The sequence below is a fragment of the Methylobacterium sp. D54C genome (assembly GCF_053345595.1).
In genome coordinates this window covers 54,880-78,209 of record NZ_JBKFAK010000005.1, presented here as the reverse complement: position 1 = coordinate 78,209, position 23,330 = coordinate 54,880, and the positions used below count along the sequence as shown (strand labels likewise).

Here is a 23,330-nt window from a genome sequence, read left to right as displayed (position 1 = left end):
ATCGGAGACGACGCGTGACCACGGATCCGCTGCACAAGTATCCCCGCCCGCCCTTCGCGGCGCAGCCCCAGAGCTTCCCCGGCAAGACCGGCCGCATGGAGCCCGAACCCGACCACGGCGAGGCGAGCTACAAGGGCTCGGGCAAGCTGACCGGCCAGGCCGCGCTGATCACCGGCGGCGATTCCGGTATCGGCCGCGCGGTCGCCATCGCCTTCGCCCGGGAGGGGGCCGACATCGCCATCTCCTACCTGCCGGACGAGCAGGCCGACGCGGAGGCGGTCGCCCAGTGGGTCGAGAAGGCGGGTCGGCGGGCGCTGCTCCTGCCGGGTGACCTCAAGGACGCCGCCTACGGGCGCCAGATCGTCGCCCGCACCGTCGAGACGTTCGGGCGCCTCGACGTGCTGGTCAACAACGGCGCGTTCCAGCAGCCGAACGAGGACCTCGCCGCGATCGACGACGCCGTGTTCGAGGACCATTTCCGCACCAACGTGTTCGGCGCGTTCTACGTGACCAAGGCGGCGCTCGCCCATCTGAAGCCCGGCGCCTCGGTGATCTTCACCTCCTCGGTGAATTCCAAGCACCCGATGCCGTCGCTCATGGCCTACAGCGCCACCAAGGGCGCCCTGAGCAACATGGTGCTCAGCTTGGCCCAGCTCCTCGCCGAGAAGGGCGTGCGCGTGAACGGCGTGCTGCCCGGGCCGATCTGGACCCCGTTCATCCCCTCCGGGATGAGCCAGGATTCGGTGAAATCCTTCGGCAGTCAGGTGCCGTTCGGCCGGCCCGGACAACCGGCCGAACTCGCCTCGGCCTACGTGATGCTGGCCTCCGAGGAGAGCAGCTACACGTCGGGCGCGCTCGTCACGGTGGCCGGGGCCATGCCGGTGTTCTGACGCGCCTCTCCCGCGCGTTTCCCGGACAGGCCCGCGGCAGCGGCGCCCGTCCGGGGCGACGGCGCGCTCAGGCGGCGCGCATCTCGACGAGGAAGCGCATCACCTCGGCGCGCAGGGCCTCGGCGCTGCGGCAGACGTCGCCGGCCGCGGCACCGACCTCCCCGGCCACGCGGTGCGTCGCCTCCGCCGCCGACGAGGCCGAGACCACGTTCGCGCTCACCGCGTCGGTCCCCCGGGCGGCCTCGTCGATGTTCTGCGAGATGTGCCCGGTGGCGAACCGCTGCTGCTCGACCGCCGCCGCGATCGCGCTGGCGATCGCGTTCATCGTGTCGACGGTCCTCCCGATCGAGTGGACCGCGCCGACCGCCTCCGTCGTCTCGCCCTGGATCGCCGCGATCTGCGCGGTGATCTCCTCCGTGGCCTTCGCGGTCTGCCCGGCCAAGCCCTTCACCTCGGCGGCGACCACCGCGAAGCCGCGCCCCGACTCGCCCGCCCGCGCCGCCTCGATCGTGGCGTTCAGCGCCAGGAGGTTGGTCTGCTCGGCGATCGCCGAGATGATCCGCACGACTTCCCCGATCCGCTCCGCCGCCCCGGCGAGGCCGCGGATCTGCCGGTCGGTCCGCTCCGCCTCGCTCACCGCCTGACCGGCGATCGCGGCCGACTTGGTGACCTGCCCGCCGATCTCGCCGATCGAGGCGGACAGCTCCTCGGTCGCCGCCGCCACCGTCTGCACGTTGGCGGCGGCCTGCTGCGCCGCCCCGGCGGCCGAGCCGGCCTGCCGCGACGCCTGCGCGGCGGTGTCGGCCATCGCCCGACAGGCCTCCCGCATGCCGGCCGCGGCGGTGTCGACCCGTGCCAGGAGCTGGCTCGCCTCGGTGTCGAAGCTGCGGGTCACCGCCTCCATCCACTGGGCCCGCTCCTGCCGACGCTCCTGCTCGGCGCGCTGCTCGGTCGACAGGGTCCGCGCCTCGATCATGCTGTCCCGGAACACGCCGGCGGCCTCGGCCATCTGGCCGATCTCGTCGCGCCGGCCGAGACCCGGGATGGCGACGTCCGTCGCGCCGCCGGCGAGGCGGCGCAGGGCGGCCGTGAAGGCGCTCAGGGGGCGGGTGATGCTGCGCGCCAGCAGGAACCCGACCAGCCCGATCCCGATCGCGAGGGGGATCAGCCAGAGCAGGGTGGTGACCATCCGCGCCCGGTCCAGGGCGTGGATGTCGTCCACGTACAGGGCCGAATTGATGACCCATTGCCAGGGCTCGTAGGCGAGCGAGTAGGCGACCTTCGGGGCGGGCTCGGTCTCGCCGAGGCGGGCCCAGCGGTACTCGGTGAAGCCGCCGCCCTCCCGGGCGTGCTGGATCATCGTCCAGACGAAGGTCTTCTTCATCGCCGCGTCGTCGCGGGACCGCGTGCCCTCGATCTTGGGATCGGGATGCACGACGTTGCGGCCGATGTTGCCCGGCTCCGAGCTGTAGACGAAGACGTAGTCGCCGCCGTTGTAGCGCATGGCCCGCAGCGCCTCCGCCGCGCGCCGCCGCGCCTCGTCGGCCGAGACGGCGCCGGCCTCCGCCTGCCGGGCGAACGCCGCCACGATGCCGTGCGCCGACTCGACCTGGGCGCGGATGGCGGCCTTGCGCCCCTCCATCATCACCGCGCCGACGGACGAGACCTGGACGCCCACGATCGATATGAATGCCAGAAGGATGCTACTGATAAGACAAAATATCTTTCTACCGATCGACATATCAAATATTCCTAACTATAAATAAAGCTACACCGCGAAGCTCGCGGATCGAATCAACTGTCCTTCGGCGCCGCGCCCGCCGATCATCTGCCGAACATTGGAATAATTCCATTCCGGCCACACATGTGAGATATGCTTCATCGCGCTCCCGGCGGAGCGGTCGGCCGGGACGATCGACCTCGTCGCGGACGGTCTCGTGCCGCCGTCGCACGGCCCGCGGGCGCCGATCGGCGGGCCGGACCGCGAGCGGTCAGGCCAGTCGAAGGCGGCGACGGACGCGCGCATCGCGGCGCCGGAGCGGGCGAGGCAGGAACACGACGTTCGAGAGGTGCACGCCGCGCGACACGCGGCGGGCCAGCGAGCCGCCGGTCGTCCACGCCCGCCCGTCGGCCGCGCTCGACCGGCTGCTCCGGGCGGCCTGCCGCCGGTCCGCTCCCGGGAGTCAGGGCGGGGGAGGCGGATTGCGCGCAGGTCCCGGCGGTGAATCGTCGGACGCTATCACGCCCCGTGGAGCGCGCGGCGCGCGGCCCGACCGCGACATCGATTTCCGGCGTCCCGGCCGAGAGAATGCCCGGGGCTGACCCGGATCGCGCCGGTGCGGCCTCGAACCCGGAGGCTCCGAGCGCGGCGGGCTCAGGGATCGCGGTGCCGCTCGCGGGCGACGTGCGCGCGCCGCCGCGCCGTCAGCCTACCGCCTCGGCGCGGCGCGGGCGCTCGGCCCGGTCGCCGGCCACCCGCGCCGCCTCGACACCGCGCGCCGGAAGCGACGCGGCGGCGCGCGGTCCCGCGCGGAGCGCGTGACGCGCCGCGGTGACGTGAGGCGGCATCGACGGCGCTGCGCGCGTCGCGGTCCGACGCGACGCGCCGCTCCGGCGTCAGCGGAGAAGGTTCGGGGGCACCGGCGGGCTCGCGTTGAGCAGCGTGATCGTCACCCGCCGGTTCGGCGCGAGATAGGGATTGTCCGGGAAAACCGGCTCCGTGTCGCCGCGTCCCGACACGGAGGAGAAGTTGTCGTTGGGAACCCCGGCACCCGACAGGACCTCGCGCACGGCGAGGGCACGCCCGGCGGAGAGGTTCCAGGGCTCGCCGGCCCGCGTCGAGCCCGGGCGCGCGACGGCCGTGTAGCCGGTGATCGACAGGCGGTTGGGCAGCCGCCGGATGGCGGGCGCGAGGGCCTCCAGCACGCGACGGGTGCGGTCGTAGGGCTCGACGGACCCCTCGCGGAACATGGAGCGGCCGTCCTGGTCCACGAGGGAGACGTTCACGCCCTCCTTGGTCTGCTCGATCACGATGTTCTTCGACAGTTCGGCGATGTCGGGCATCGTCTGGAGCGCCTGCCGGAGGCTGGCTATGGCGCTGAAATTGGCCTCCACGTTGGCGACCGGGCGGCTGGCATCGACGTCGCTGACGCGCCCCGGGCTGGTCGGGCGCGTGATCTCCTCCCGCTCGGCGGAGCCCCGCTCCGCGTCGCGGGGCGTGGACGGCTTGTTGCCGGACGTGTCGAGGGCGGTCCCGTACAGGATTCCGCCGGCGCCGCTGGTCGCAGGGCTCAGAGCCGCCGGCGAGAAGTACTCCGCCAGGCCGATCTTCTGCTCCTGCGTCGTCATGCTGATCAGCCACATCAGCAGGAAGAACGCCATCATGGCGGTCACGAAGTCCGCGTAGGCGATCTTCCAGGCCCCGCCGTGGTGGGCGTGGGCTGCCTTCTTGACCTTCTTGATGATGATCGTCGCCATGGACTCCCTCCCGGATGTCGGATCAGCTCTGGGCGGGCAGAGCGGCGGTCGCCGCTTCCACTTCGTTGAAGGTCGGGCGGACGTCGCTCATCAGGGACTTGCGGGCGAACTCGACCGCCATCACCGGCGGCTGGCCGGCGATGTGGGCGAGCAGCCCCGCCTTGAGCGAGAGATAGTACTTGGACTCGGCCTCGAAGAGACTCTTGAGCGACTGCGCCATGGGCCCGAAGAAGCCGTAGGCCACGAAGACGCCGAAGAAGGTGCCGACGAGCGCGCCGCCGATCAGGTGCCCCAGCACCTCCGGCGGCTCCTTGATCGCCCCCATCGTCTTGATCACGCCGAGCACGGCGGCGACGATGCCGAGCGCCGGCGTCCCGTCGGCAAGCGACTGCATGGCCGAGACGACGCGCTCCTGCTCCTGATGGTGCGTCTCCAGCTCCTCATCCATGAGCGCGTCGATCTCGTGGACGTTGTTGGCGCCCAGCGTCACCATGCGCATGTAGTCGCAGACGAACTCGACCGCGTGGTGGTTCGCCGCGAAGGTCGGGAAGGCGTTGAACAGCGTCGACTCGCCCGGATCCTCGATGTGCGGCTCGAGCGCCATCGCACCCTTCTGCTTCGCGAGCTTGAACAACGAATACTGCATTCCCAGCAGTTCGACATAGGATTGCTGGTTGTACTTGGGGCCCTTGATCAGCGTGCCCAGCATGGCGGGCACGGCCTTGAGCACCGGCCCGGTGTTGCCGATGACGAAGGCGCCGATCGCCGCACCCAGGATGATGACGAACTCGAACGGCTGCCACAGGACCAGCAGATGGCCGCCCATCGCCGCGTAGCTGCCGAAGACGCAGGCGAAGACGATCACTGTGCCGACGATCAGCCGCATGATGTGCCATCCTTGCGCGGCGGCAGATGCACCCCGCGCGACGCTACCAATGACCTGGGAAATCACTGATCTTGGTTAACGGCGCGTTTAGAGCCGCGGCGGGCGCGCCGGTCGACGGTCCGGGCCCCGCGGTGGACCGTGCCGTCTCTTTTGACGACGGTCCGGGCGTGATACCCCGTCGTCCCGTGCTTCCCGGCGGACTCGACGATAGGCCCCCATCGCGCCCCCCGCGGTGGGACCGGACGGGGCCGAGCAGGCACGGCACAGCCGGATTCCGAGCAGTCCGACGCCCGATGGGGCATCGCCGAGGTACAGCACGAGAGCGACAGCAAGTGATTGCCGCAACGGAAGAACCCCGAACTCTCAGCGGATGGCGCTTCTCCGTCGCCCCGATGATGGACTGGACGGACCGCCACTGCCGGGCGTTCCACCGGTCCCTCTCGGCGCGCGCCCGCCTCTACACCGAGATGGTGACGACCGGCGCGGTGCTGCACGGGCCGCGGGAGCGCCTGCTCGGCTTCGCGGAGATCGAGCACCCGGTGGCGGTCCAGCTCGGCGGCTCGGACCCGGCGGACCTGGCGCGGGCCGCCCGGATCGCCGCGGATCTCGGCTACGACGAGGTCAATCTCAACGTCGGCTGCCCCTCGGACCGGGTGCAGGAGGGCCGCTTCGGCGCCTGCCTGATGCGCGAGCCGGCCCTGGTCGGCGACTGCGTCGCCGCCATGAAGGCCGCGGTCCCCGTGCCGGTGACGGTGAAGTGCCGGATCGGCGTCGACGACCAGGACCCCGAGGCGGCGCTCGACACCCTGGCCGACGCCGTGGTGGCGGCGGGCGTCGACGGGCTGATCGTCCACGCCCGCAAGGCCTGGCTCCAGGGGCTCTCGCCCAAGGAGAACCGGGACGTGCCGCCCCTCGATTACGGCCGCGCCGCGCGGCTGAAGCGGCGGCTTCCCGGCCTGCCGATCGCGGTCAACGGCGGCCTGCGCGACCTGGATTCCGCGCGGGCGCGGCTCGCCGAGGTCGACGGCGTCATGGTCGGCCGCGCCGCCTACACCGAGCCGGCGCTCCTGCTCGGGGTCGATCCCGACCTGTTCGGCGTGCCGGCCCCGGCCCCCGACGCCTTCGCGGCGGTCGCAGCGTTCGAGCCCTACATCGCCGCGTGCCTCGCCCGGGGCGAGCGCCTCCACGCGGTCACCCGGCACATGCTCGGCCTGTTCAACGGCCGGCCGGGCGCGCGGGCCTTCCGGCGCCACCTCTCGACCCACGGGATGCGCCCGGAGGCCGACCTCGCGACCCTGCGGGAGGCGGTGGCGCTGGTCTCCCGCGCCGCCCCCGAGGCCCGCGCCGCCTGAGCGCCTTGCGCGGCGGCCCGGTCAGGGCCGGCGCAGGATCAGGCGGTCGCCCCGGACCTCGTAGCCGGAGAGCCGCGACAGGAAGGTCTGGCCGAGGAGGTTCGCCGAGAGCGCGCCCGGCTTGGCCACCATGGCGTTGACCCGCCGCTCGGTGATCGTCCCGACGCTGAGCGAGTCGAGCTGGGTCGGCGCCGCGTAGGTGATGCCGTTGGCGGTGGAGACGCGGGCGGTGAACTCGGAGGGCGCGGGCGTGAGCCCCAGCGCGGCGGCGTTCTCGGCGGTGAGCACGACGCTGCTCGCCCCGGTGTCGAACAGGAAGGGCTGCACCCGGCCGTTGACCAAGGCGTCGACCCGGAAATCGCCGTCCGCCCGCCGGGTGACGGTGACGGCGCCGTCGCCGCTCGAGGTCGCGCTCCCCGGCCGGAGATCGCCGAGCACCCGGGCGCCGACATCCTGGATCCGGTCGCGGTAGCTGTAGCCGATCACCAGGGCGAGGCCGATCAGCGCCCAGGCCAGGAGCGCCTGCAGGTTCGCGCCGAGCCGGGCCGTGAACTGCCGCCAGAACCCGGCCACCACCAGGAGCAGGATCGTGCCGGTCCAGGCGAGGTTCGCCAACTGGCCGGGCTCGATCACGCCGCCGACGCTGTCGCTGCCGTCGCTGAGGACCAGGGCGACGAGAACCAGGGCGAGGGCCGCGAGGCCGAGATAGATCATGACGGCAGCGGCGCTTCCAGGGGGGTGAGGCCGGCGGCCCGCATCCGGGCGCCGAGCCCCGCCATCACGGCGCGGCGCCGGTCTTCCGACAGCGAGCCCCAGGCGGCGATCTCGTCGCGGGTCCGGCCGCAGCCGCAGCACAGGCCGGTCGCGGCGTCGAGGACGCAGACCTTGGTGCAGGGCGAGGAGGGTTTCGGCGCGGGCGGCATCGGTGATCCTTGGCCGGGGGATCGTGGCCGGGTCAAGACGCGGCGGCCTCCCTCAATCCGCCACGCCCGCCGTCGCCGCCACCAGGGCCAGCAGGGCGGCGATCTCCGCGACCTGCTGGCAGGCGCCGATGACGTCGCCGGTCTGGCCGCCGATCCTGGCGCGCGCCAGCCGGGTCAGGCCCAGGGCCGCGAGGCCGGCGCACAGGATCATCAGAGCGATCCCGCCGACAGGCAGGCCGAGGGGCACGGCGCCGAGCGCCAGCACCGCGCCGAGGCCCAGCGCGGTGGCGAGGCTCGCCCGCCCCGGGCGGCCGACCGAGGCGGAGAGGCCGCCCGGCCGCGCCGGCGCGAGCAGCACCATCGGGGCGAGGGCGGCGACCCGCGACAGGGCGGCCGCCAGGATCAGGCCGGTCACGGCCGCGTGGCCGATCCGGTCGAGGAGCGTCGCCAGGGCGCCGATCCGCAGGGCCAGCGCCAGGACCAGGGCGGCGCCGCCGTAGGCGCCGATCCGGCTGTCGCGCATGATCTCCAGGCGGCGCTCCCGCGTGGCGCCGCCGCCGAACCCGTCGGCGACGTCGGCAAGCCCGTCCTCGTGGAGGGCGCCGGTCGCCACCACGGCGACCGCCACCGCGAGGGTCGCGGCCAGGAACGGCCCGAGCCCGACGGCCCAGCCGGCCGCCAGCACCAGGGCGGCGGGCAGCGCCAGGATCAGGCCGGCCAGCGGCAGCATCCGCGGCAGGGTGGTGAAGTCGGGGCTCCGGTGCGGGTCCGGCTCGCCGGGCAGTTGCGGCACCGGCAGGCGGGAGTAGAAGCGCAGGCACCCGGCGAGGTCGTAGAGGGCGCCGCGCCCGGGCCAGTCGGCCTCCCCGCCGGTCTGCCTGTCCATCGCGGCCTCTCGCATCCGCCCGCCACCGCGCGCCGCTCCCGTATAGTCTCCCCGTCCGGAGGCGCCCACAGGAAATCATCGCCGCCATGACCGATTCGACGACCGCTCCCGAACCCGGCCCCTTCGACGACATCCGCAACCTGCTGAAGGCGATGCCAGGCCCCGACGCGGAGGCGAAGGAAGCCGTCGCGGCCCGGGACGCGACCCTGACGAAGCCCGCCGGTTCGCTGGGGCGCCTGGAGAGCCTCGTGACGTGGCTGGCGGCGTGGCAGGGCAAGGCGCCGCCGACCTTCGACCGGCCGCTGGTCTGCGTCTTCGCCGGCAGCCACGGGGTCACGCGCCGCGGCGTCTCGGCCTTCCCGGACGCGGTCAACCGCCAGATGCTCGACAACTTCGCCGCCGGGGGCGGGGCGATCAACCAGATCTGCGCGGCCTACGGCCTCGGCTTCAAGGTGTTCGACCTCGCCCTCGACATGCCCACCGGCGACATCGCGGAGGGGCCGGCCCTCGACGAGCGCGCCACGGTCGCCACCATGGCGTTCGGCATGGAGGCGGTGGCCGCCGGCACCGACTGCCTCGGCATCGGCGAGATGGGCATCGGCAACACCACGGTGGCGGCCGCCCTCTACGCCGCCCTGTTCGGCGGCGATCCCGCCCACTGGGTCGGGCGCGGCACGGGAGTCGACCGGGACGGCCTGTCCCGGAAGGTCGCGGCCGTGGAGGCGGCGCTCGCGCACCATGCCGGCCACCTCGACGACCCGCTCCAGGTCCTGGCGCGCCTCGGCGGCCGGGAGATCGCCGCCATGGCGGGGGCGATCCTGGCCGCGCGGCTGCAGCGCATCCCGGTGGTGATCGACGGCTACGTGGCGACCGCCGCCGCGGCCGTGCTGCACGCCGCCGACCCGGGCGCCCTCGACCACTGCCTCGCCGGCCACGTCTCGGCGGAGGGCGCCCACGCGGAGGTTCTGGAGCGGCTCGGGCTGGTGCCGCTGCTGGCGCTCGGCATGCGCCTCGGCGAGGCCTCGGGCGCCGGCATGGCGATGGGCCTGCTGAAGGGCGCGCTCGCCTGCCACACCGGCATGGCGACCTTCGCGCAGGCCGGCGTGTCGGGGAAGGGCGCGGGCTGAAGACGCGCGGGCACCTACGCCCTCGCGTCTTTGCGAGCGGAGCGAAGCAATCCAGGGCAGCGGGACGTCGGCAAGCGTAGCGTCGCTGGATTGCTTCGCTGCGCTCGCAAAGACGGACGGTCTTCTGGCCGGCCGTGATCAGCCGGTCTTCTCGATGTTCCAGAAGAACTGCACCGGCGCCATGACCATGCCCTTGAGCTTCGCGCTGACCGCCATCGGCTGCTGCACGAGGCCCGCGGGGGCGTAGGGCACGACCGCGAAGGCCCGCTCCTCGATGCGCGCGGCGAGCGCCTTCTGCTGCGCCTCGTCGCTGGTGGCGATCCAGTCGCTCCGCAGGGTCTCCAAGGTCGGGTCGTCCGGCCAGCCGAACCACGCGGCCTGACCGTTGGCGCGGATCAGCGGGTGGAGCGCCGGGTTCAGCACGTCGGCCCCCGACCACAGCGTGTGGAACAGCGACCAGCCGCCGGCATCGACCGGCCCGCGGTTGCCGCGGCGGGCGATGAAGCTGCCCCAGTCGGTCGAGACCAGATCGACGTTCATGCCGAGCTGCTTGAGCAGGTCCTGGGTCACCAGCGACTGGTTGTAGGCGATCGGCTGGTCGGCCGGGGCCAGCAGCACCACGCGCTCGCCCTTGTAGCCGGCCTTGGCCAGCATCGCCTTGGCCTTGGCGAGGTCCGCCTGCATGGCCGCGGCCCCGCCGGCCCCGGTCGACATCGGCGAGCCCGGGGTGAAGAAGGTCTTGGCCTCCCGGTAGTATTCGGGGCTGCCGACCACCGCCTGCATGTAGTCGTCCTGCTTCATGGCCATCATCACGGCCCGGCGGATCTCGGGATTGTTGAACGGCGGCTGCGTGTGGTTGAACCGCATCAGCAGGATCAGCCCGAGCGGCACGTTGCGGATCTCGATCCCCGGCTTGCCCTTGAGGACGGGGATCAGGTCGATCGCCGGCTGCTCGTACCAGTCGACCGCGCCCTGGATCATCGCGCCCACCGCCGCCGAGGCCTCGGTGATGGCGAGCCACTCGATCCGGTCGACCTTGGCGACCTTGCCGCCGGCCGCCCAGGAGGGCGCCTCCTCGCGGGGTCGGTAGCCCGCGTGGCGGGTGTAGATCGCGTTCTGGCCGGGGATCCATTCCCGCGCCTCGAAGCGCCAGGGCCCGGAGCCCGTGGCGTCGGCGATCGGCTTGGACGCGTCCTGGAGGGCGACGCGCTCCGGCATGATGAAGGGCACGTTCGAGGACAGCTTGCCGAGCGCCGCCGGGAGCAGGGGGAACGGCTTCTTCAGCGCGACCGTGAAGGTCCGCGCGTCCTCCTGGCCGTACCCCTCCACGAAGCCCGCCAGGGTCTGGCCGAACGCGTCCCGCTTGGACCAGCGCGCGATGGACGCGATGCAGTCCTTGGCCTCGACCGGGGAGCCGTCGTGGAACGTGAGGCCGTCGCGGAGATGGAAGGTCCAGCGCAGGCCGTCGGGCGCGGTCTGCCACTCGCTCACCATCTGCGGCTGGATGCGGAAATTCTCGTCGGTGGCGAACAGCGTGTCGTAGACGAGATAGCCGTGATTGCGGATGACGTAGCTCGTGGCGACGATCGGATCGAGGGACGGCAGGGGCGTCGACGGGATGAAGCGCAGCACGCTGCCGCCGCCGGGCTGGGCCCGGACCAGGTGCGGGAGGCCGAGGCCGGCGGCCGCGCCTGCGGTACCGGCCAGGATCTGGCGGCGGGAGAGCGTCATCGCGGGCACCCTTGTCGTGATCGAGCCCGTTGCCCGATTGATTTTATACAATTTCAACACCGGAGCTCCGCCGTCAAGGGTCCTGCGGGGCATCCGGGGTCGACCGGGAGCGAGACGATGAAGAACCGGACCATCGCGGGCTCGATCGGGACCGAGATCCGGCGGCGCATCCTCGACGGCCGCTATCCGGCCGGCTCGCAGCTCCGCCAGGACGGCCTTGCGGCGGAGTTCGGCGCCAGCCGGATCCCGGTGCGGGAGGCGCTGTTCCAGCTCGAGGCCGAGGGCCTCGTGCGGATCCTGCCCCATCGCGGGGCCATGGTGGCGCCGCTCTCGGCGGCCGACGCGGCCGAGGCCCTCGAGCTCCGGGCCGCCCTCGAACCGCGCCTCCTGGCCCTCTCGGCGCCCCGCCTGACCGACGACGACTACGCCCGGGCCGACGCCCTGCTGGAGGAGTACGCCGCGGCCCTGCGGGCGGGCGCGACGGCGCGCTGGGGCGCCCTCAACACGGAGCTGCACCTCCTCCTCTACGGCCGGGCGGAGCGGCCCCGCGCCCTCGGGCTGGTCAGCTCGCTGCTGGCCGAGTGCGACCGCTACACCCGCCTCCAGCTCTCCACCGACAGCGCCGAGCTGGAGCGGGCCGACCGCGAGCACCGCGAGATCGTCCGGCTGTGCCGGAACGGCCACGTCTCGGCCGCCTGTGCCCTCCTGACCGACCATATCGACCACGTCGCCGCTGCGCTGATGGCGTTCCTCGGCGCCGCGCCGGTCCCGGCCCGCGCGACAGAGATTGTATAAAATTCTTGCCAGACTCGCGCGGCGCTGCCATGGAGAGGCGTGCCGCCCCGCGAGGCCCGCGGGGCCGGCCGGGACGATCCCACCTCCCAGCAGGCGAGCCGGCGATGGCCTTCGATCGACACATCTTCTCCGGCACGATCCCGGCCCTGATGACGCCCTGCCGGCCGGACCGGACGCCCGACCTCGACGCCCTCGCGCGCAAGGGGCGGGAGCTCGTCGATGCCGGCATGTCGGCGGTCGTCTACTGCGGCTCGATGGGCGACTGGCCGCTGCTCACCGACGAGGAGCGGATGGCGGGCGTCGAGCGGCTGCTCGCCGCCGGCGTCCGGGTGATCGTCGGGACCGGCGCCCAGAACCCGAAGCGGGCCGCGGCGCTCGCGGCCCACGCCAAGGCGGCCGGCGCCCACGGCCTGATGATCATCCCGCGGGTCCTGTCGCGCGGTGGCTCGGCCGCGGCCCAGGAGGCGCATTTCGGCGGCATCCTGGAGGCGGCCGTCGACCTGCCGTCGGTGATCTACAACAGCCCCTATTACGGGTTCGAGACCCGGGCGGACCTGTTCTTCCGCCTGCGCGCCCGCCACCCGCACCTCGTCGGCTTTAAGGAGTTCGGCGGCGCGGCCTCGCTCACCTACGCGGCCGAGCACATCACCGGCCAGTCGCCCGACATCACCCTGATGGTCGGGGTGGATACCCAGGTGGTGCACGGCTACGTCAATTGCGGCGCCCGGGGCGCCATCACGGGCATCGGCAACGTCCTGCCGCGGGAGGTGCTCCACCTCGTCGCCCTGTGCGAGAAGGCCGCCGCGGGCGACGTCCGGGCCCGGCGCCGGGCCGAGGAACTCGACGCCGCGCTGGCGATCCTGTCGAGCTTCGACGAGGGGACGGACCTCGTCCTCTACTACAAGCACCTGATGGTGCTGGAGGGGAACCCGGAATACGCGCTGCACTTCAACGCCACCGACGCGCTCAGCGCCGGTCAGCGCCACTACGCGGAGACGCAGCTGCGCCTGTTCAAGGCGTGGTACGCGCAGTGGTCGGAGGCGGGCGCCGGGGCCTGATCCTCGGGCGCGTCGCCGAACGCAGGGCAGCCCGCCTTTGCGCGGGACCGCCCGTCGGCGCTATGGCGGGGGCGAGATCGGCCTGACCCGCGAACCGTCCATGAAGATCACCCAAGCCTTCACCTTCGAGGCGGCCCACCGGCTGCCGAACGTGCCCGAGACCCACCGCTGCCACCGGATGCACGGGCATTCCTACCGGGTCGAGCTGACGGTCGCCGGCCCGGTCGATCCCCACACCGGCTGGGTGATCGACTTCTACGACATCGAGTCGATCTTCGGGCCGCTGCTCGCCCGGCTCGACCACCACTGCCTCAACGAGATCGAGGGGCTGGAGAACCCGACCGCCGAGAACATCGCGGCCTGGATCTGGCAGCGCCTCCGGCCGGACCTGCCGGGCCTCGCGCTCGTGCGGGTCGCCGAGACCCCGATGTCCTGGGCCGAGTACGATGGCGAGTGACGCCGCGATCCAGGGGGACCGCGCCGCGCTGGTCCTGTTCTCCGGGGGACAGGATTCGGCCACCTGCCTGGCCTGGGCCCTGGACCGGTTCGACCACGTCGAGACCCTCGGCTTCGACTACGGGCAGCGCCACCGGGTCGAGCTCGACCGCCGCGCGGCCCTGCGGGCGGGCACGACCGCCCTCGATCCCGCCTGGGCGGCCCGCCTCGGCGAGGACCACACGCTCGCCCTCGACGCCCTCGGGCAGGTCTCCGAGACGGCGCTGACCCGGGAGGCCGCGATCGGCTACGAGGCGTCGGGCCTGCCCAACACCTTCGTGCCCGGCCGCAACCTCGTGTTCCTGACCTTCGCGGCGGCGCTCGCCTACCGGCGCGGGCTCCGGCACGTGGTCGGCGGCATGTGCGAGACCGACTATTCCGGCTACCCGGATTGCCGCGACGACACGATCAAGGCCCTGCAGGTGGCGCTCAATCTCGGCATGGAGCGGCGCTTCGTGCTGCACACGCCGCTGATGTGGCTCGACAAGGCGCAGACCTGGGACCTCGCCGAGAGCCTCGGCGGCCGGGCGCTGGTCGACCTGATCGTCGAGGAGAGCCACACCTGCTACCTCGGCGAGCGCGGGCAGCGGCATCCCTGGGGATACGGCTGCGGCACCTGCCCGGCCTGCCGGCTGCGGGCGGACGGCTACGCCCGGTTCACTGCGGCCTGAGGCCGTCGACCAGCACCGCCAGCGTCCCCCGGAAGGCGTCGGGGCTCGCGAACAGGCGCTCCATCAGGAGCGCCCCCTCCAGGGTGGCGACGACGTAGCGGGCGAGCGCCGCCGGATCCGCGCCGCCGTGCACGCTGCCATCCGCCTGACCCGCGCGCAGGATGCCCTCCAGCCAGGCGAGGTGGTCCGCGAAGAAGGCCGCGACGTCCCGGCGCAGGCGCTCGGGCAGGGCCTCGCCCTCGATCGCGAGCGCGGCGCAGAGGCAGCCGAGCCCCTGCTCGACGCCGCCGAGGTAGAGCCGCCCGTAGGCCTCGACCCGGCCCGGCCCGTCCGGCACGTCCCGGCGGATCGCCTCCAGGGCCGCGGCGTAGCGCGCCGCGTAGGCCGCCACCAGGGCGGCGCCGAGATCGACCTTGGTGGGGAAGTGGTGGTGGATGCTCGCCTTGCGGATGCCCACCGCCGCCGCGAGGTCGGCGTAGCTGAAGCCGGCGAAGCCGCGGCCCCGCACCAGGGTCTCGGCCTGCATCAGCAACTCGGCGCGGGTATCCCTCATCGCGGCGATCGTCGCTCCAAAACGCGCCCTCATCAACGCACGAAGTCACGCGAACGTGCGGCCGCGGCGGGGACCGGCTCCCGGCGGCCCCTTGACGGACGAATAATCTACCTACTTAATGGTAGACAATCAAGAACGGGCAAGATCGGGAGGTTTCGGCATGACGGCACGCGCCGTCCATCCGCGGAGGCAGGCCGCCGGGCCGACGCGGCGGCACGCCCTCTTCGCGGGGCTCTGCCTGTGCTGCCTGCCGACGCTGGGCCGCGCCGCCGAGAGCTTCACGATGGAGGAGGTCGGGCCCGGCCTGTACGTGCGCAAGGGCCTGATCGCCGACGCCACCCCCGACAACGCCGACGCCATCGCCAATATCGGCTTCCTCGTCGGCAGGACCGGCGTGGTGGTGACCGAGTCCGGCGGCAGCCTCGCCGACGGCCAGTGGCTGCGCGCCGAGATCGCCAAGCGCACGGACAAGCCGATCACCCACGTGGTGCTGACCCACGTCCACCCGGACCACGTCTTCGGGGCAGGGGCCTTCGTCCAGGACAAGCCGGTCTTCATCGGCCACGCCAAGCTCACCGAGGCGCTGGCGGCCCGGGGCGAGTTCTACCGCAAGCGGCTGGTCGACCTGCTCGGCGAGGACCGGACCGGGCCGGTGGTCTATCCGACGATGACCGTCGCCGACACGGCCGAGATCGACCTCGGCGACCGGCGCCTGACCTTCACGGCGCACGGCCCGGCGCACACCACCTCGGACCTGTCGATGATCGATTCCGGCAGCGGCCTGCTGTTCCCCGCCGACCTGCTGTTCGTGAACCGGATCCCCTCCCTCGACGGCAGCCTCAAGGGCTGGCTCGCCGAGATCGAGCGGCTGAAGGCCATGGGTCCCGCCCGGGCCGTCCCGGGCCACGGCCCCGTCGCGGTCGACCTCGCCCCGGCGCTCGCCGACCTCTCCGGCTACCTGACCGCCCTGCGCGACGGCACCCGGGCGGCGATCGCCAAGGACGTGCCCATCGAGAAGGCCGTGACCAGCGTCGCGGCGGACCAGCGCGACAAGTGGGCCCTGTTCGACACCTACAACGGCCGCAACGTCACCGTGGCCTACCAGGAACTCGAGTGGGAATAGGTTTTTAGGATCCCCATATCCAAGCCAATCGGGAGGCACGCCATGACGCACAGGATCGGACAGACCTTCATCGGACAGACCTTCTCCAGCCTCGCCCTCGGCCTCGTCCTGGCGACGACGGCGCTGTCGGGACCGCTCGCCGGCGCCGCGCGGGCGGCCGGCGCCTCCGACACCGATCAGGAGCGGGCGGCCCGCTGGCAGGAGATCGCCAAGTCGATCTTCGGCGACCGCCAGATCGCCCCGACCGACAGCCTCGTGAAGATCGAGGCGCCGGCCCGGGCGCTCGACGCCGCCCTGGTGCCGATCACCCTGACCATGCCCAAGGACGGGCAGATCAAGGCGGTCTCGCTGATCATCGACGACAACCCGGCGCCCTACGCGGCCAAGTTCGAGTTCGGGCCGGCCGCCGACCCGGCCGAGCTGAAGCTGCGCGTGCGGGTCAACAACTACACCGACATGCACGCCGTGGTGGAGACCATGGACGGCAAGCTCTACGAGGCCAAGCAGTTCGTGAAGGCCTCCGGCGGCTGCTCGGCCCCGATGGGGATGAGCGACGAGGAGGCCATGAAGGGCATGGGCGACATGCGCATGAAGTTCGCCGAGACGGCGGCCGGCAAGCCCGTGGAGGCGACGCTGATGATCCGCCACCCGAACTTCTCCGGCATGCAGATGAACCAGGTGACCCGCGACTACACGCCGGCGCGCTACATCGACAAGCTCACCGTCTCGGCGGGCGACCGGAAGGTCTTCACCATGACGGGCGACATCTCGATCGCCTCGAACCCGGTGATCAACTTCGCGTTCAAGCCGGACGGCAAGCCGATCCAGGTGGCGGCCTCCGACAACCAGGGCGGCCAGTGGCAGCACAGCTTCAACCCGCCGGGCCCGACGAACTGACCATGCGGCGCCTCCTCCTGACCGGCCGGGCCGCGGCGGCCTGCGCCGCGCTCCTCTGCCTCGCCGCGGCGCCGGCCGATTCGCCGGTGAACGTGCCCGAGCCGGAGGGGCTCTACGCCGGTCCCCCGAAGGGCTACACGCCGCCGACCCTCAAGGGCGCCGCGGTGGTCGACGCCGACGCCGTCGCCGCCCTGATCGCCGGCCCCGACAAGCCGGTGCTGCTCGACGTGGCGGCGCCGGACCGCAAGCCGTCGAACTTCCCGGAGGGCCGCCTCTGGCTGCCGGTGCATCCGTCGATCCCCGGCGCCGTCTGGATGCCGGAGGCCGGCGCCGAGCCCCTGGCGCCGGCGCGCGAGGCGCTCTTCTACGCCCGCGTCGCGGCGCTGACCGGGGGCGACAAGGCGAAGCCCGTCGTGGTGTTCTGCCACGTCGAGTGCTGGGGCAGCTGGAACGCCGCCAAGCGGCTGGTGCTGAAGGGCTATACCGGCGTGCGCTGGTTCCCCGAGGGCGTCGAGGGCTGGCAGGAGATGCACGAGACCGCGAACCTGACGGTCGATCCGGACTGGAAGGCGGGCGCCGAGCCGCAGGCGGGGCGCTGACCCGCATCGCCGGGCATTGTAAGAGACGCCGCGGAACGAGGCTCGCGAGGCGGGGCGCGCGCTCTCCCGGGCGGGAGAGGGGGCCCGCGCCGCGTCCCGAGTGGCGGGAATGAGGTCTGAACCATGTCGCAGGTCGTGCAGTCCCGACGGCTCCGGGCGGTCGATATCGGCAAGCGCAAGGCCGAGGGGCGCAAGATCATCGCGCTCACCGCCTACCACGCCCACACGGCCGGCATCGTCGATCCCTATTGCGACTTCATCCTCGTGGGCGATTCCCTCGGCATGGTGATGCACGGGATGGAATCGACGATCCCCGTGACCCTGGAGATGATGATCCTCCAGGCCCAGGCGGTGATCCGCGGCACGCAGAAGGCGCTGGTCGTGGTCGACATGCCGTTCGGCTCCTACGAGGCGAGCCGGGAGCAGGCCTTCCTCAGCGCCTCCCGGGTTCTCAAGGAGACCGGCGCCGGCGCGATCAAGATGGAGGGCGGCGCCCATTTCGCCGAGACGGTGGCGTTCCTCGTCCAGCGCGGCGTGCCGGTGATGGGCCATATCGGCCTCACCCCGCAGGCGGTGAACACGATGGGCGGCTTCAAGGTCCAGGGCCGGGCCCCCGACGACGAGCGCCGCCTCCTGGAGGATGCCCGCGCCATCTCGGAGGCCGGCGCCTTCGCGATCGTGCTCGAGGGCATCGTCGAGCCGGTGGCGCGGGCGATCGCGACCTCCCCCCAGGTCACCGCCGCCACGATCGGCATCGGCGCCTCGGCGGTCTGCGACGGCCAGATCCTGGTGCTGGAGGACATGCTCGGCCTGTCCGAGCGCACGCCGAAATTCGTGCGCCAGTTCGGGAGCCTGCGGACCCACATCGAGGACGCCGTGAAGGCCTACGCGGACGAGGTCCGGGCCGGCCGGTTCCCGGCCGACGACCACACCTACGGGTAAGGCAGGATCGAGCACACTCTACTCACCTCGCCATCAAGCCAGAAATGGCTCCCGACTGAACGGCATCTTGATGCCTTTGCTGGCCGGAAGCAGGGTGGGTTTTGCCGTGCACAAGCAACCTAAGCGCAATTGCATAGCACCCTCCGATAGGCCACTATTTGCCTAAGGAGAGACGCCTTGATCGACCATCTTTCAATTCGCAATTTCCGCTCGATTGTTGCTGCAGATTTCAAAGCAAAATCGATCACTACACTTGTGGGCGCAAATGATGCAGGCAAGTCGAATGTCCTTCGAGCATTAAACCTTTTTTTTAATGGCGAAACGAATTCCGGTGAGGCATTCGATTTTCTAAAAGACTTCAATCAATTCGCAACAACGCCCCAACGCAAAGCGGCACAAATTGAAATAAAGTTAATTTTAGAACTTCCAACAAGCTATCAACGCGAAGAAAATCCAACAAAGGTAGAGTGGTGCAAATATTGGCGCCGAGAAGGCGAAGTAACTCGCATGGAGAGCAGGAATTTTATCGACGGGACTGAGTTCCCCCAACGGAGCAAAATTCCAGCTCTATTAGATAGAATTAGATTTACGTATGTACCAGCAATTAAAGATAAAGCGTTCTTTGCAGACTTACAAGGTCGTTTGTATGATGTGCTTTCATCTGTTGCCGAAGGCCCCCTGAAAGATTCTGCTGGAGCATTCCAAGCGCAACTTGGCGCGCAACTTCATGAGCTTCTGAGCACACTACACACTGCATTCGGCGCAGAAACAACAATGAGGCTGCCTGAGAATTTACGACAAATATTTGAAAATCTCGAAATCAATTCCGGCGAAATTCCTCTCTCCCGCAGAGGTGACGGTATAAAAATCAGGCACATCCCCATGATGTTGAATTTTATTTCCGTCAAGAGAGATGAGCTACTAACCCGCGGGGGTGTCCGCTACACGCATATATGGGGCTTCGAAGAGCCTGAGAACAATGTAGAAATGTCTTCCGCATTTCAAATGGCGGGGGAGTTTGTCGATCTAATCACTACATCTAGGCATTTTCAACTATTCTTGACCACTCACTCTCCGATTTTTTACCGCTTGGATAGCCATCGGCCCGAAGCTGCGAACTGGCTAGTATCCCATTTCGTATCGAAATCAGGACAGGATACATCCGTAGAGACTCGTTCCCCAGATGAAGTCGATGAAAGCATGGGCTTAATGCCTATTGTTGCGCCGTATATTACTCAAGCAAAGGCGCGTTTTGACGAGTTGAATGCACAATTACTTGACGTCCGGGAAGTCGCAGAGCAGCGGCGCCCCACAATGTTTGTCGAAGGCGATAATGACCTGCAGGTAATTAATCGAGCCTGGAATTTGTTTTCTGGCCAGCCTGATCAGACAATTAACATCAGCGCTGGGGGAAATTCGTACGGTGGCGCCAATGCCCTGCAGAGCCGCGCATTAGCGTGGCTTTTAACCCTCCGGCACAAACCCGTTGCGGAGCGAGTGAAGGCAGTTGCAATTTTTGACGCAGATCTCAGTGGTAGCGCAGCAAGAAAAAATTTAATCGCAGAAATTGAGAGGCTCAACCTTTCCAATCTTGGGTTAAAAATACTTGGCCTTCGCGCCCCAAATCGCCTAGTTCCGCTGATACAAAAAGGGTTTCAGATTCCGATCGATTTGGAATCTTATTATAGCGATTCGTTGTGGGAACGGGCAAATTCCAGCGGATGGCTTGAAGCGATAGACGAGCTAAATAATCTGCTCTCACCCAATATGGTGAAAACGATGCTCGATTCCGGAGCAAATCCTTTTCAATCGCTAAGCCCCGCAGACGCCCTAAGGCTCAAATTCAAGTTCAGCGACAATGGAAAGCGTAATGCAGCAAGAAAAATTGTGCGGGCCACATCGGCAGAAGCAACTCAAGAACTCGATGAATTTAAGCCCCTCATCGCGCAAGTAATGCAACATTTCGGAATGGCAGAATCCGGACAGAAAGCCGCTTAATCAAGTAAAATCAATATAAAATCCGTAATGACCTGACCCGTTGGCGTTATAATTGACTCCAACAAGATACAACCGGCGCTAGCAGTGGTGAATCATGCCCTTTTTAAGACTTTGAGTCAGCCACCCGCCGCGACGGCAGCCGCAGGCCCGGGGCCGGGCGCTCCAGCAGCACCTCCCGGCGGAAGCGCACCAGCCGCGCCGGCCGGCCGGCGGCGCCGCTGGTCACGCTCTCGGTCTCCTCCACCAGCCCCTGCTGGGCCACAAGGCGCCGGAAGTTCTGCTTGTGCAGCTGCGTCCCCGACAGGGCCTCCACGGTCTTCTGCAGCTGCAGCAGGGTGAATTCCGGTGGCATCAGCTCGAACACCACCGGGCGGTACTTGATCTTGCCCCGGAGCCGGCCGATCGCGGTCGCGAGCACCCGCCGGTGGTCGAACGCCATGGGGACGCCGGTCGGGTCGTTCGGCAGGGCCGGGCCGGGATTGCCCCGCGCCTCCGGGATCAGCCCGGCCTCGAACAGCAGCTCGTAGCGCTCCAGGACGCGCTCCTCGTTCCACGTGCCGCCGTTCATGCCGAAGGTCAGGCCGAGGCGGTCGAGGCGGCGGGTCCGGGTGGCGCAGTCCGCGGGCTCGAACGCCCATTCGGCGAGCCGCGCCTCGATGGCGTCGAGCTGGCGCGGGCGCCCCTGCCGGAAATCCTCGTAGGGCAGGTAGCGGTACCAGTTCTGCCACGCGGCCTCGGCGAGCCCCGCCGGCCGCTCCTCGCGGACGAGCGCCAGATAGGCCACCGAGAGGGAGTGCACCCCCGACAGGGTCGCCGTGCCGGAGCGGTCGCGGTCGCCGAAGGTGTAGAGCTGCTCCACGTAGCCGAGGCGCTGGTGCGTCTGCCGCTCCACCCAGGCGCGCAGGCCCCGCTCCAGCGTGGCGTGCTCGGGGACGAGGGGGCCGGCCGGCAGGCCGTCGCCGCGGCCGGGCGCCTGGTCGGGGACCCGGATGGTCAGGGCGCGCGGCTCCCCCTTGGTCGCGGCGACGATCACCGCGACGAGGCCTACGGAGGAGCGCTCCGGCGGGGCCTGCCCCCCGCGCGCGTCCGTCTGCGCCGCGGCACCCGTCATCGTTCCTCGACCGTCCGTCCCCCGGGATGCGCCGTAGCGGATCCCACCTATAGGGGGACAGGATCGCCGCGCGTCAACGCCGCCGTATGACGGAGCGGGGGGGCCCGTCGACGCACCGCTGTCCACCCGCCGCTTGCCAACGCCGCGAGCCCTGCCCAAACAGGGGTCCGGGTGGGCCGGCACGGGACCGGCCGAGGCGGACCGAGCGACGACAGCGATGCCAGCGAGCGCGACTTCCCCCGCAGCTTCCCCCTCGACCCCGACCGGCAGCCGGGCCGTCGACCTGCGGCTCTACGGGCTCCTCGATGTCGGCGTCTGCGGCGCCGACGGGGCGCGGCTGGCGGAGCTCGGCGCCGAGGCGGTGGCGGGGGGCTGCACCCTGCTCCAGTACCGCGAGAAGGACATCGCCGATGCCCGCGCCGCCCTGGCGCGGATCCGGGCGATCCTGGCGGCGGTGGGCGGCCGCGTCCCGGTCCTCGTCAACGACCGCGTCGACCTCGCCCTCGCGGCCGGAGCCGACGGGGTGCATCTCGGCCAGGGCGACCTCCACCCGGCCGACGCCCGCCGGCTGCTGGGGGAGAGCGCGATCATCGGCCTCACCCTGAAGAAGCCCGCCCAGGCCGACGAGCTGTATCGCCTGCCCGTCGACTACGCCTGCATCGGCGGCGTGTTCGCCACCACCAGCAAGGACAATCCCGACCCGCCGGTGGGCCTCGACGGCTTCGCCAGCATCGCCTTCCGCGCCCGCCTCGCCCGCGGGGCCGGCCTGCCGCTCGGCGCCATCGCGGGGATCGGGCTCGACAACGCCGCCGCGGTGGTCGCCGCGGGGGCGGACGGGGTCGCGGTGATCACCGCGCTGTTCGGCGCGGAGTCGGTGCGCCAGCGCGCCCGCGACCTGCGCGCGCGGATCGACGGCGCCCTGGCGGAGCGGGCCGGCGCCCGATGAGCGGCCCCGCGCCCATCGCGGTCACGATCGCGGGCTCGGATTCCGGTGGCGGCGCCGGCATCCAGGCGGACCTCAAGACCTTCTCGGCGCTCGGCGTCTACGGCGCCAGCGTGATCACGGCGCTGACCGCGCAGAACACGACGGGGGTCCAGGGCATCCACGACGTGCCGGCGGAGTTCGTCGCCCGGCAGATCGACAGCGTGTTCTCCGACCTCGCCGTGAGGGCGGTGAAGATCGGCATGCTGTCGCAGACCGCGGTGATCGCGGCGGTCGCCGAGGGCCTCGCCCGGCACGCCGGGTCGATCCCGGTCGTCCTCGACCCGGTGATGGTCGCCACCAGCGGCGACCGGCTGATCACCGACGACGCCGTGGCGACGCTCCGCGAGCGGCTGCTCCCGCGGGCCGACCTGATCACCCCCAACCTGCCGGAGGCGGCGGTGCTCCTCGGCGAGCCCGTCGCCGCGGACGCGGCAGCGATCGTGGCCCAGGCGCGGCGGCTGGTCGCCCTCGGCGCCCGGGCGGTGCTGATCAAGGGCGGCCACGGCGCGGGGCGCGAGAGCATCGACCACCTCGTCACGGCGGACGGCACCCTGCGGACCCTGTCGGCGCCGCGGATCGCGACGCGCAACACCCACGGCACCGGCTGCACCCTCTCGGCGGCGGTGGCGGCGGGCCTCGCCCAGGGCCTGGCCCTGCCGGAGGCGGTGGCGGAGGCCAAGGCCTACCTCACGGCCGCCCTCGCGGCGGCGGACAGCCTCGCGGTCGGGACGGGGCACGGGCCGGTCCACCACTTCCACGCCGTCTGGACTTAGAGGCCGATCCGGCCGCCGCTTTCCGGTGCGCACGCCGCCGCGCACGCCGCCCGCCGCC

Annotated in this window: 23 protein-coding genes; 14 read left to right on the top strand and 9 right to left on the bottom strand. The window is 70.6% G+C overall.

Annotation, left to right across the window (positions count from 1 at the left end; all coding sequences use genetic code 11):
- Window positions 1–14: 14 nt before the first annotated feature.
- A complete protein-coding gene (locus ACLBYB_RS13780) occupies window positions 15–890 on the top strand; it encodes an SDR family oxidoreductase (protein ID WP_091680254.1) in 876 nt (291 codons plus the stop codon).
- A gap of 67 nt (window positions 891–957) precedes the next feature.
- Here the strand turns inward: ACLBYB_RS13780 and ACLBYB_RS13775 are convergent, their stop codons facing one another.
- The 3 genes from ACLBYB_RS13775 to motA all read right to left on the bottom strand — a co-directional run bounded on the left by ACLBYB_RS13775 (window position 958) and on the right by motA (window position 5,253).
- A complete protein-coding gene (locus ACLBYB_RS13775; protein ID WP_234082880.1) occupies window positions 958–2,568 on the bottom strand; it encodes a methyl-accepting chemotaxis protein in 1,611 nt (536 codons plus the stop codon).
- A gap of 938 nt (window positions 2,569–3,506) precedes the next feature.
- Complete coding sequence (locus ACLBYB_RS13770) at window positions 3,507–4,367, bottom strand: flagellar motor protein MotB (RefSeq protein WP_056532644.1); 861 nt, start codon at window positions 4,365–4,367, stop codon at window positions 3,507–3,509.
- Window positions 4,368–4,389: 22 nt separating this feature from the next.
- Window positions 4,390–5,253, bottom strand: coding sequence for a flagellar motor stator protein MotA (gene motA, locus ACLBYB_RS13765; protein ID WP_020092314.1), 864 nt, complete (start codon window positions 5,251–5,253; stop codon window positions 4,390–4,392).
- A 293-nt stretch (window positions 5,254–5,546) separates the two neighbouring features.
- On the opposite strand from motA, the gene dusA reads away from it, so the two are divergent.
- Window positions 5,547–6,605, top strand: a complete 1,059-nt coding sequence (gene dusA / locus ACLBYB_RS13760) for a tRNA dihydrouridine(20/20a) synthase DusA (RefSeq protein ID WP_447699098.1) — start codon at window positions 5,547–5,549, stop codon at window positions 6,603–6,605.
- A gap of 21 nt (window positions 6,606–6,626) precedes the next feature.
- Here dusA and ACLBYB_RS13755 read toward each other — a convergent pair whose 3' ends face one another.
- From ACLBYB_RS13755 to cobS, 3 genes are read right to left on the bottom strand one after another with little or no spacing between them, the layout of a single operon-like run.
- Window positions 6,627–7,319 carry a retropepsin-like aspartic protease family protein gene (locus ACLBYB_RS13755; protein WP_447699097.1) on the bottom strand — a complete coding sequence of 231 codons (693 nt, stop codon included), beginning with the start codon at window positions 7,317–7,319 and terminating at the stop codon, window positions 6,627–6,629.
- A complete protein-coding gene (locus ACLBYB_RS13750; RefSeq protein ID WP_020092317.1) occupies window positions 7,316–7,528 on the bottom strand; it encodes a DUF1289 domain-containing protein in 213 nt (70 codons plus the stop codon). Before ACLBYB_RS13750 ends, ACLBYB_RS13755 begins: the two co-directional genes overlap by 4 nt.
- 52 nt (window positions 7,529–7,580) lie before the next feature.
- Window positions 7,581–8,414 (bottom strand): adenosylcobinamide-GDP ribazoletransferase, encoded by an 834-nt coding sequence (gene cobS, locus ACLBYB_RS13745; protein WP_091925884.1) that lies wholly within the window; start codon window positions 8,412–8,414, stop codon window positions 7,581–7,583.
- Window positions 8,415–8,500: 86 nt separating this feature from the next.
- Here cobS and cobT point away from each other — a divergent pair, with 86 nt between their 5' ends.
- Window positions 8,501–9,541: a nicotinate-nucleotide--dimethylbenzimidazole phosphoribosyltransferase gene (gene cobT / locus ACLBYB_RS13740; RefSeq protein WP_100251971.1), complete on the top strand. Its 1,041-nt coding sequence runs from the start codon at window positions 8,501–8,503 to the stop codon at window positions 9,539–9,541.
- Between the two features lie 138 nt (window positions 9,542–9,679).
- Here cobT and ACLBYB_RS13735 read toward each other — a convergent pair whose 3' ends face one another.
- Complete coding sequence (locus ACLBYB_RS13735; protein WP_447699096.1) at window positions 9,680–11,272, bottom strand: ABC transporter substrate-binding protein; 1,593 nt, start codon at window positions 11,270–11,272, stop codon at window positions 9,680–9,682.
- A gap of 117 nt (window positions 11,273–11,389) precedes the next feature.
- On the opposite strand from ACLBYB_RS13735, the gene ACLBYB_RS13730 reads away from it, so the two are divergent.
- From ACLBYB_RS13730 to queC, 4 genes are all read left to right on the top strand, one after another.
- Window positions 11,390–12,067 carry a GntR family transcriptional regulator gene (locus ACLBYB_RS13730; RefSeq protein WP_447699095.1) on the top strand — a complete coding sequence of 226 codons (678 nt, stop codon included), beginning with the start codon at window positions 11,390–11,392 and terminating at the stop codon, window positions 12,065–12,067.
- 104 nt (window positions 12,068–12,171) lie between these two features.
- Window positions 12,172–13,125, top strand: a complete 954-nt coding sequence (locus ACLBYB_RS13725) for a dihydrodipicolinate synthase family protein (RefSeq protein WP_447699094.1) — start codon at window positions 12,172–12,174, stop codon at window positions 13,123–13,125.
- Between the two features lie 100 nt (window positions 13,126–13,225).
- Window positions 13,226–13,582 carry a 6-carboxytetrahydropterin synthase QueD gene (gene queD, locus ACLBYB_RS13720; RefSeq protein ID WP_020092323.1) on the top strand — a complete coding sequence of 119 codons (357 nt, stop codon included), beginning with the start codon at window positions 13,226–13,228 and terminating at the stop codon, window positions 13,580–13,582.
- On the top strand, window positions 13,572–14,291 hold the full coding sequence (gene queC / locus ACLBYB_RS13715; protein ID WP_447699093.1) for a 7-cyano-7-deazaguanine synthase QueC: 720 nt from the start codon (window positions 13,572–13,574) through the stop codon (window positions 14,289–14,291). Before queD ends, queC begins: the two co-directional genes overlap by 11 nt.
- Here queC and ACLBYB_RS13710 read toward each other — a convergent pair.
- On the bottom strand, window positions 14,278–14,844 hold the full coding sequence (locus tag ACLBYB_RS13710; protein ID WP_447699092.1) for a TetR/AcrR family transcriptional regulator: 567 nt from the start codon (window positions 14,842–14,844) through the stop codon (window positions 14,278–14,280). The two genes, queC and ACLBYB_RS13710, sit on opposite strands and share 14 nt — an antisense overlap.
- A gap of 160 nt (window positions 14,845–15,004) precedes the next feature.
- Between ACLBYB_RS13710 and ACLBYB_RS13705 the strand changes: the two genes are divergently transcribed.
- From ACLBYB_RS13705 to ACLBYB_RS13685, 5 genes are all read left to right on the top strand, one after another.
- The gene (locus ACLBYB_RS13705; RefSeq protein WP_447699091.1) at window positions 15,005–15,967 is read left to right on the top strand and encodes a quinoprotein relay system zinc metallohydrolase 2; all 963 of its coding nucleotides are present in this window, start codon (window positions 15,005–15,007) and stop codon (window positions 15,965–15,967) included.
- A gap of 42 nt (window positions 15,968–16,009) precedes the next feature.
- Window positions 16,010–16,864 carry a quinoprotein dehydrogenase-associated SoxYZ-like carrier gene (locus ACLBYB_RS13700; RefSeq protein WP_447699090.1) on the top strand — a complete coding sequence of 285 codons (855 nt, stop codon included), beginning with the start codon at window positions 16,010–16,012 and terminating at the stop codon, window positions 16,862–16,864.
- A 2-nt stretch (window positions 16,865–16,866) separates the two neighbouring features.
- Window positions 16,867–17,463, top strand: coding sequence for a rhodanese-like domain-containing protein (locus tag ACLBYB_RS13695; protein WP_056532682.1), 597 nt, complete (start codon window positions 16,867–16,869; stop codon window positions 17,461–17,463).
- 123 nt (window positions 17,464–17,586) lie between these two features.
- A complete protein-coding gene (gene panB, locus ACLBYB_RS13690) occupies window positions 17,587–18,405 on the top strand; it encodes a 3-methyl-2-oxobutanoate hydroxymethyltransferase (protein ID WP_020092329.1) in 819 nt (272 codons plus the stop codon).
- A gap of 177 nt (window positions 18,406–18,582) precedes the next feature.
- Window positions 18,583–20,403 (top strand): ATP-dependent nuclease, encoded by a 1,821-nt coding sequence (locus ACLBYB_RS13685; RefSeq protein ID WP_447699089.1) that lies wholly within the window; start codon window positions 18,583–18,585, stop codon window positions 20,401–20,403.
- Between the two features lie 103 nt (window positions 20,404–20,506).
- Here the strand turns inward: ACLBYB_RS13685 and ACLBYB_RS13680 are convergent, their stop codons facing one another.
- The gene (locus tag ACLBYB_RS13680; RefSeq protein WP_447699088.1) at window positions 20,507–21,514 is read right to left on the bottom strand and encodes an NUDIX hydrolase; all 1,008 of its coding nucleotides are present in this window, start codon (window positions 21,512–21,514) and stop codon (window positions 20,507–20,509) included.
- A 217-nt stretch (window positions 21,515–21,731) separates the two neighbouring features.
- Here ACLBYB_RS13680 and thiE point away from each other — a divergent pair, with 217 nt between their 5' ends.
- Window positions 21,732–22,460, top strand: coding sequence for a thiamine phosphate synthase (gene thiE, locus ACLBYB_RS13675; RefSeq protein ID WP_447699087.1), 729 nt, complete (start codon window positions 21,732–21,734; stop codon window positions 22,458–22,460).
- Entirely contained in the window at window positions 22,457–23,272 is an 816-nt protein-coding gene (thiD, locus tag ACLBYB_RS13670; RefSeq protein ID WP_056532690.1) for a bifunctional hydroxymethylpyrimidine kinase/phosphomethylpyrimidine kinase, read from the top strand. Before thiE ends, thiD begins: the two co-directional genes overlap by 4 nt.
- Window positions 23,273–23,330 lie beyond the last annotated feature (58 nt).

What these genes read in the sequence shown, in the direction of transcription:
- ACLBYB_RS13735 (WP_447699096.1), bottom strand. Translation starts at nt 11,272, where the DNA reads ATGACGCTCTCCCGCCGCCAGATCCTGGCCGGTACCGCAGGCGCGGCC.
- ACLBYB_RS13710 (WP_447699092.1), bottom strand. Translation starts at nt 14,844, where the DNA reads ATGAGGGATACCCGCGCCGAGTTGCTGATGCAGGCCGAGACCCTGGTG.
- queC (WP_447699093.1), top strand. Translation starts at nt 13,572, where the DNA reads ATGGCGAGTGACGCCGCGATCCAGGGGGACCGCGCCGCGCTGGTCCTG.
- ACLBYB_RS13755 (WP_447699097.1), bottom strand. Translation starts at nt 7,319, where the DNA reads ATGATCTATCTCGGCCTCGCGGCCCTCGCCCTGGTTCTCGTCGCCCTG.
- ACLBYB_RS13725 (WP_447699094.1), top strand. Translation starts at nt 12,172, where the DNA reads ATGGCCTTCGATCGACACATCTTCTCCGGCACGATCCCGGCCCTGATG.
- ACLBYB_RS13695 (WP_056532682.1), top strand. Translation starts at nt 16,867, where the DNA reads ATGCGGCGCCTCCTCCTGACCGGCCGGGCCGCGGCGGCCTGCGCCGCG.
- dusA (WP_447699098.1), top strand. Translation starts at nt 5,547, where the DNA reads ATGGGGCATCGCCGAGGTACAGCACGAGAGCGACAGCAAGTGATTGCC.
- cobT (WP_100251971.1), top strand. Translation starts at nt 8,501, where the DNA reads ATGACCGATTCGACGACCGCTCCCGAACCCGGCCCCTTCGACGACATC.
- thiD (WP_056532690.1), top strand. Translation starts at nt 22,457, where the DNA reads ATGAGCGGCCCCGCGCCCATCGCGGTCACGATCGCGGGCTCGGATTCC.
- ACLBYB_RS13680 (WP_447699088.1), bottom strand. Translation starts at nt 21,514, where the DNA reads ATGACGGGTGCCGCGGCGCAGACGGACGCGCGCGGGGGGCAGGCCCCG.
- queD (WP_020092323.1), top strand. Translation starts at nt 13,226, where the DNA reads ATGAAGATCACCCAAGCCTTCACCTTCGAGGCGGCCCACCGGCTGCCG.
- motA (WP_020092314.1), bottom strand. Translation starts at nt 5,253, where the DNA reads ATGCGGCTGATCGTCGGCACAGTGATCGTCTTCGCCTGCGTCTTCGGC.
- ACLBYB_RS13705 (WP_447699091.1), top strand. Translation starts at nt 15,005, where the DNA reads ATGACGGCACGCGCCGTCCATCCGCGGAGGCAGGCCGCCGGGCCGACG.
- ACLBYB_RS13730 (WP_447699095.1), top strand. Translation starts at nt 11,390, where the DNA reads ATGAAGAACCGGACCATCGCGGGCTCGATCGGGACCGAGATCCGGCGG.
- cobS (WP_091925884.1), bottom strand. Translation starts at nt 8,414, where the DNA reads ATGGACAGGCAGACCGGCGGGGAGGCCGACTGGCCCGGGCGCGGCGCC.
- panB (WP_020092329.1), top strand. Translation starts at nt 17,587, where the DNA reads ATGTCGCAGGTCGTGCAGTCCCGACGGCTCCGGGCGGTCGATATCGGC.
- ACLBYB_RS13700 (WP_447699090.1), top strand. Translation starts at nt 16,010, where the DNA reads ATGACGCACAGGATCGGACAGACCTTCATCGGACAGACCTTCTCCAGC.
- ACLBYB_RS13770 (WP_056532644.1), bottom strand. Translation starts at nt 4,367, where the DNA reads ATGGCGACGATCATCATCAAGAAGGTCAAGAAGGCAGCCCACGCCCAC.
- thiE (WP_447699087.1), top strand. Translation starts at nt 21,732, where the DNA reads ATGCCAGCGAGCGCGACTTCCCCCGCAGCTTCCCCCTCGACCCCGACC.
- ACLBYB_RS13750 (WP_020092317.1), bottom strand. Translation starts at nt 7,528, where the DNA reads ATGCCGCCCGCGCCGAAACCCTCCTCGCCCTGCACCAAGGTCTGCGTC.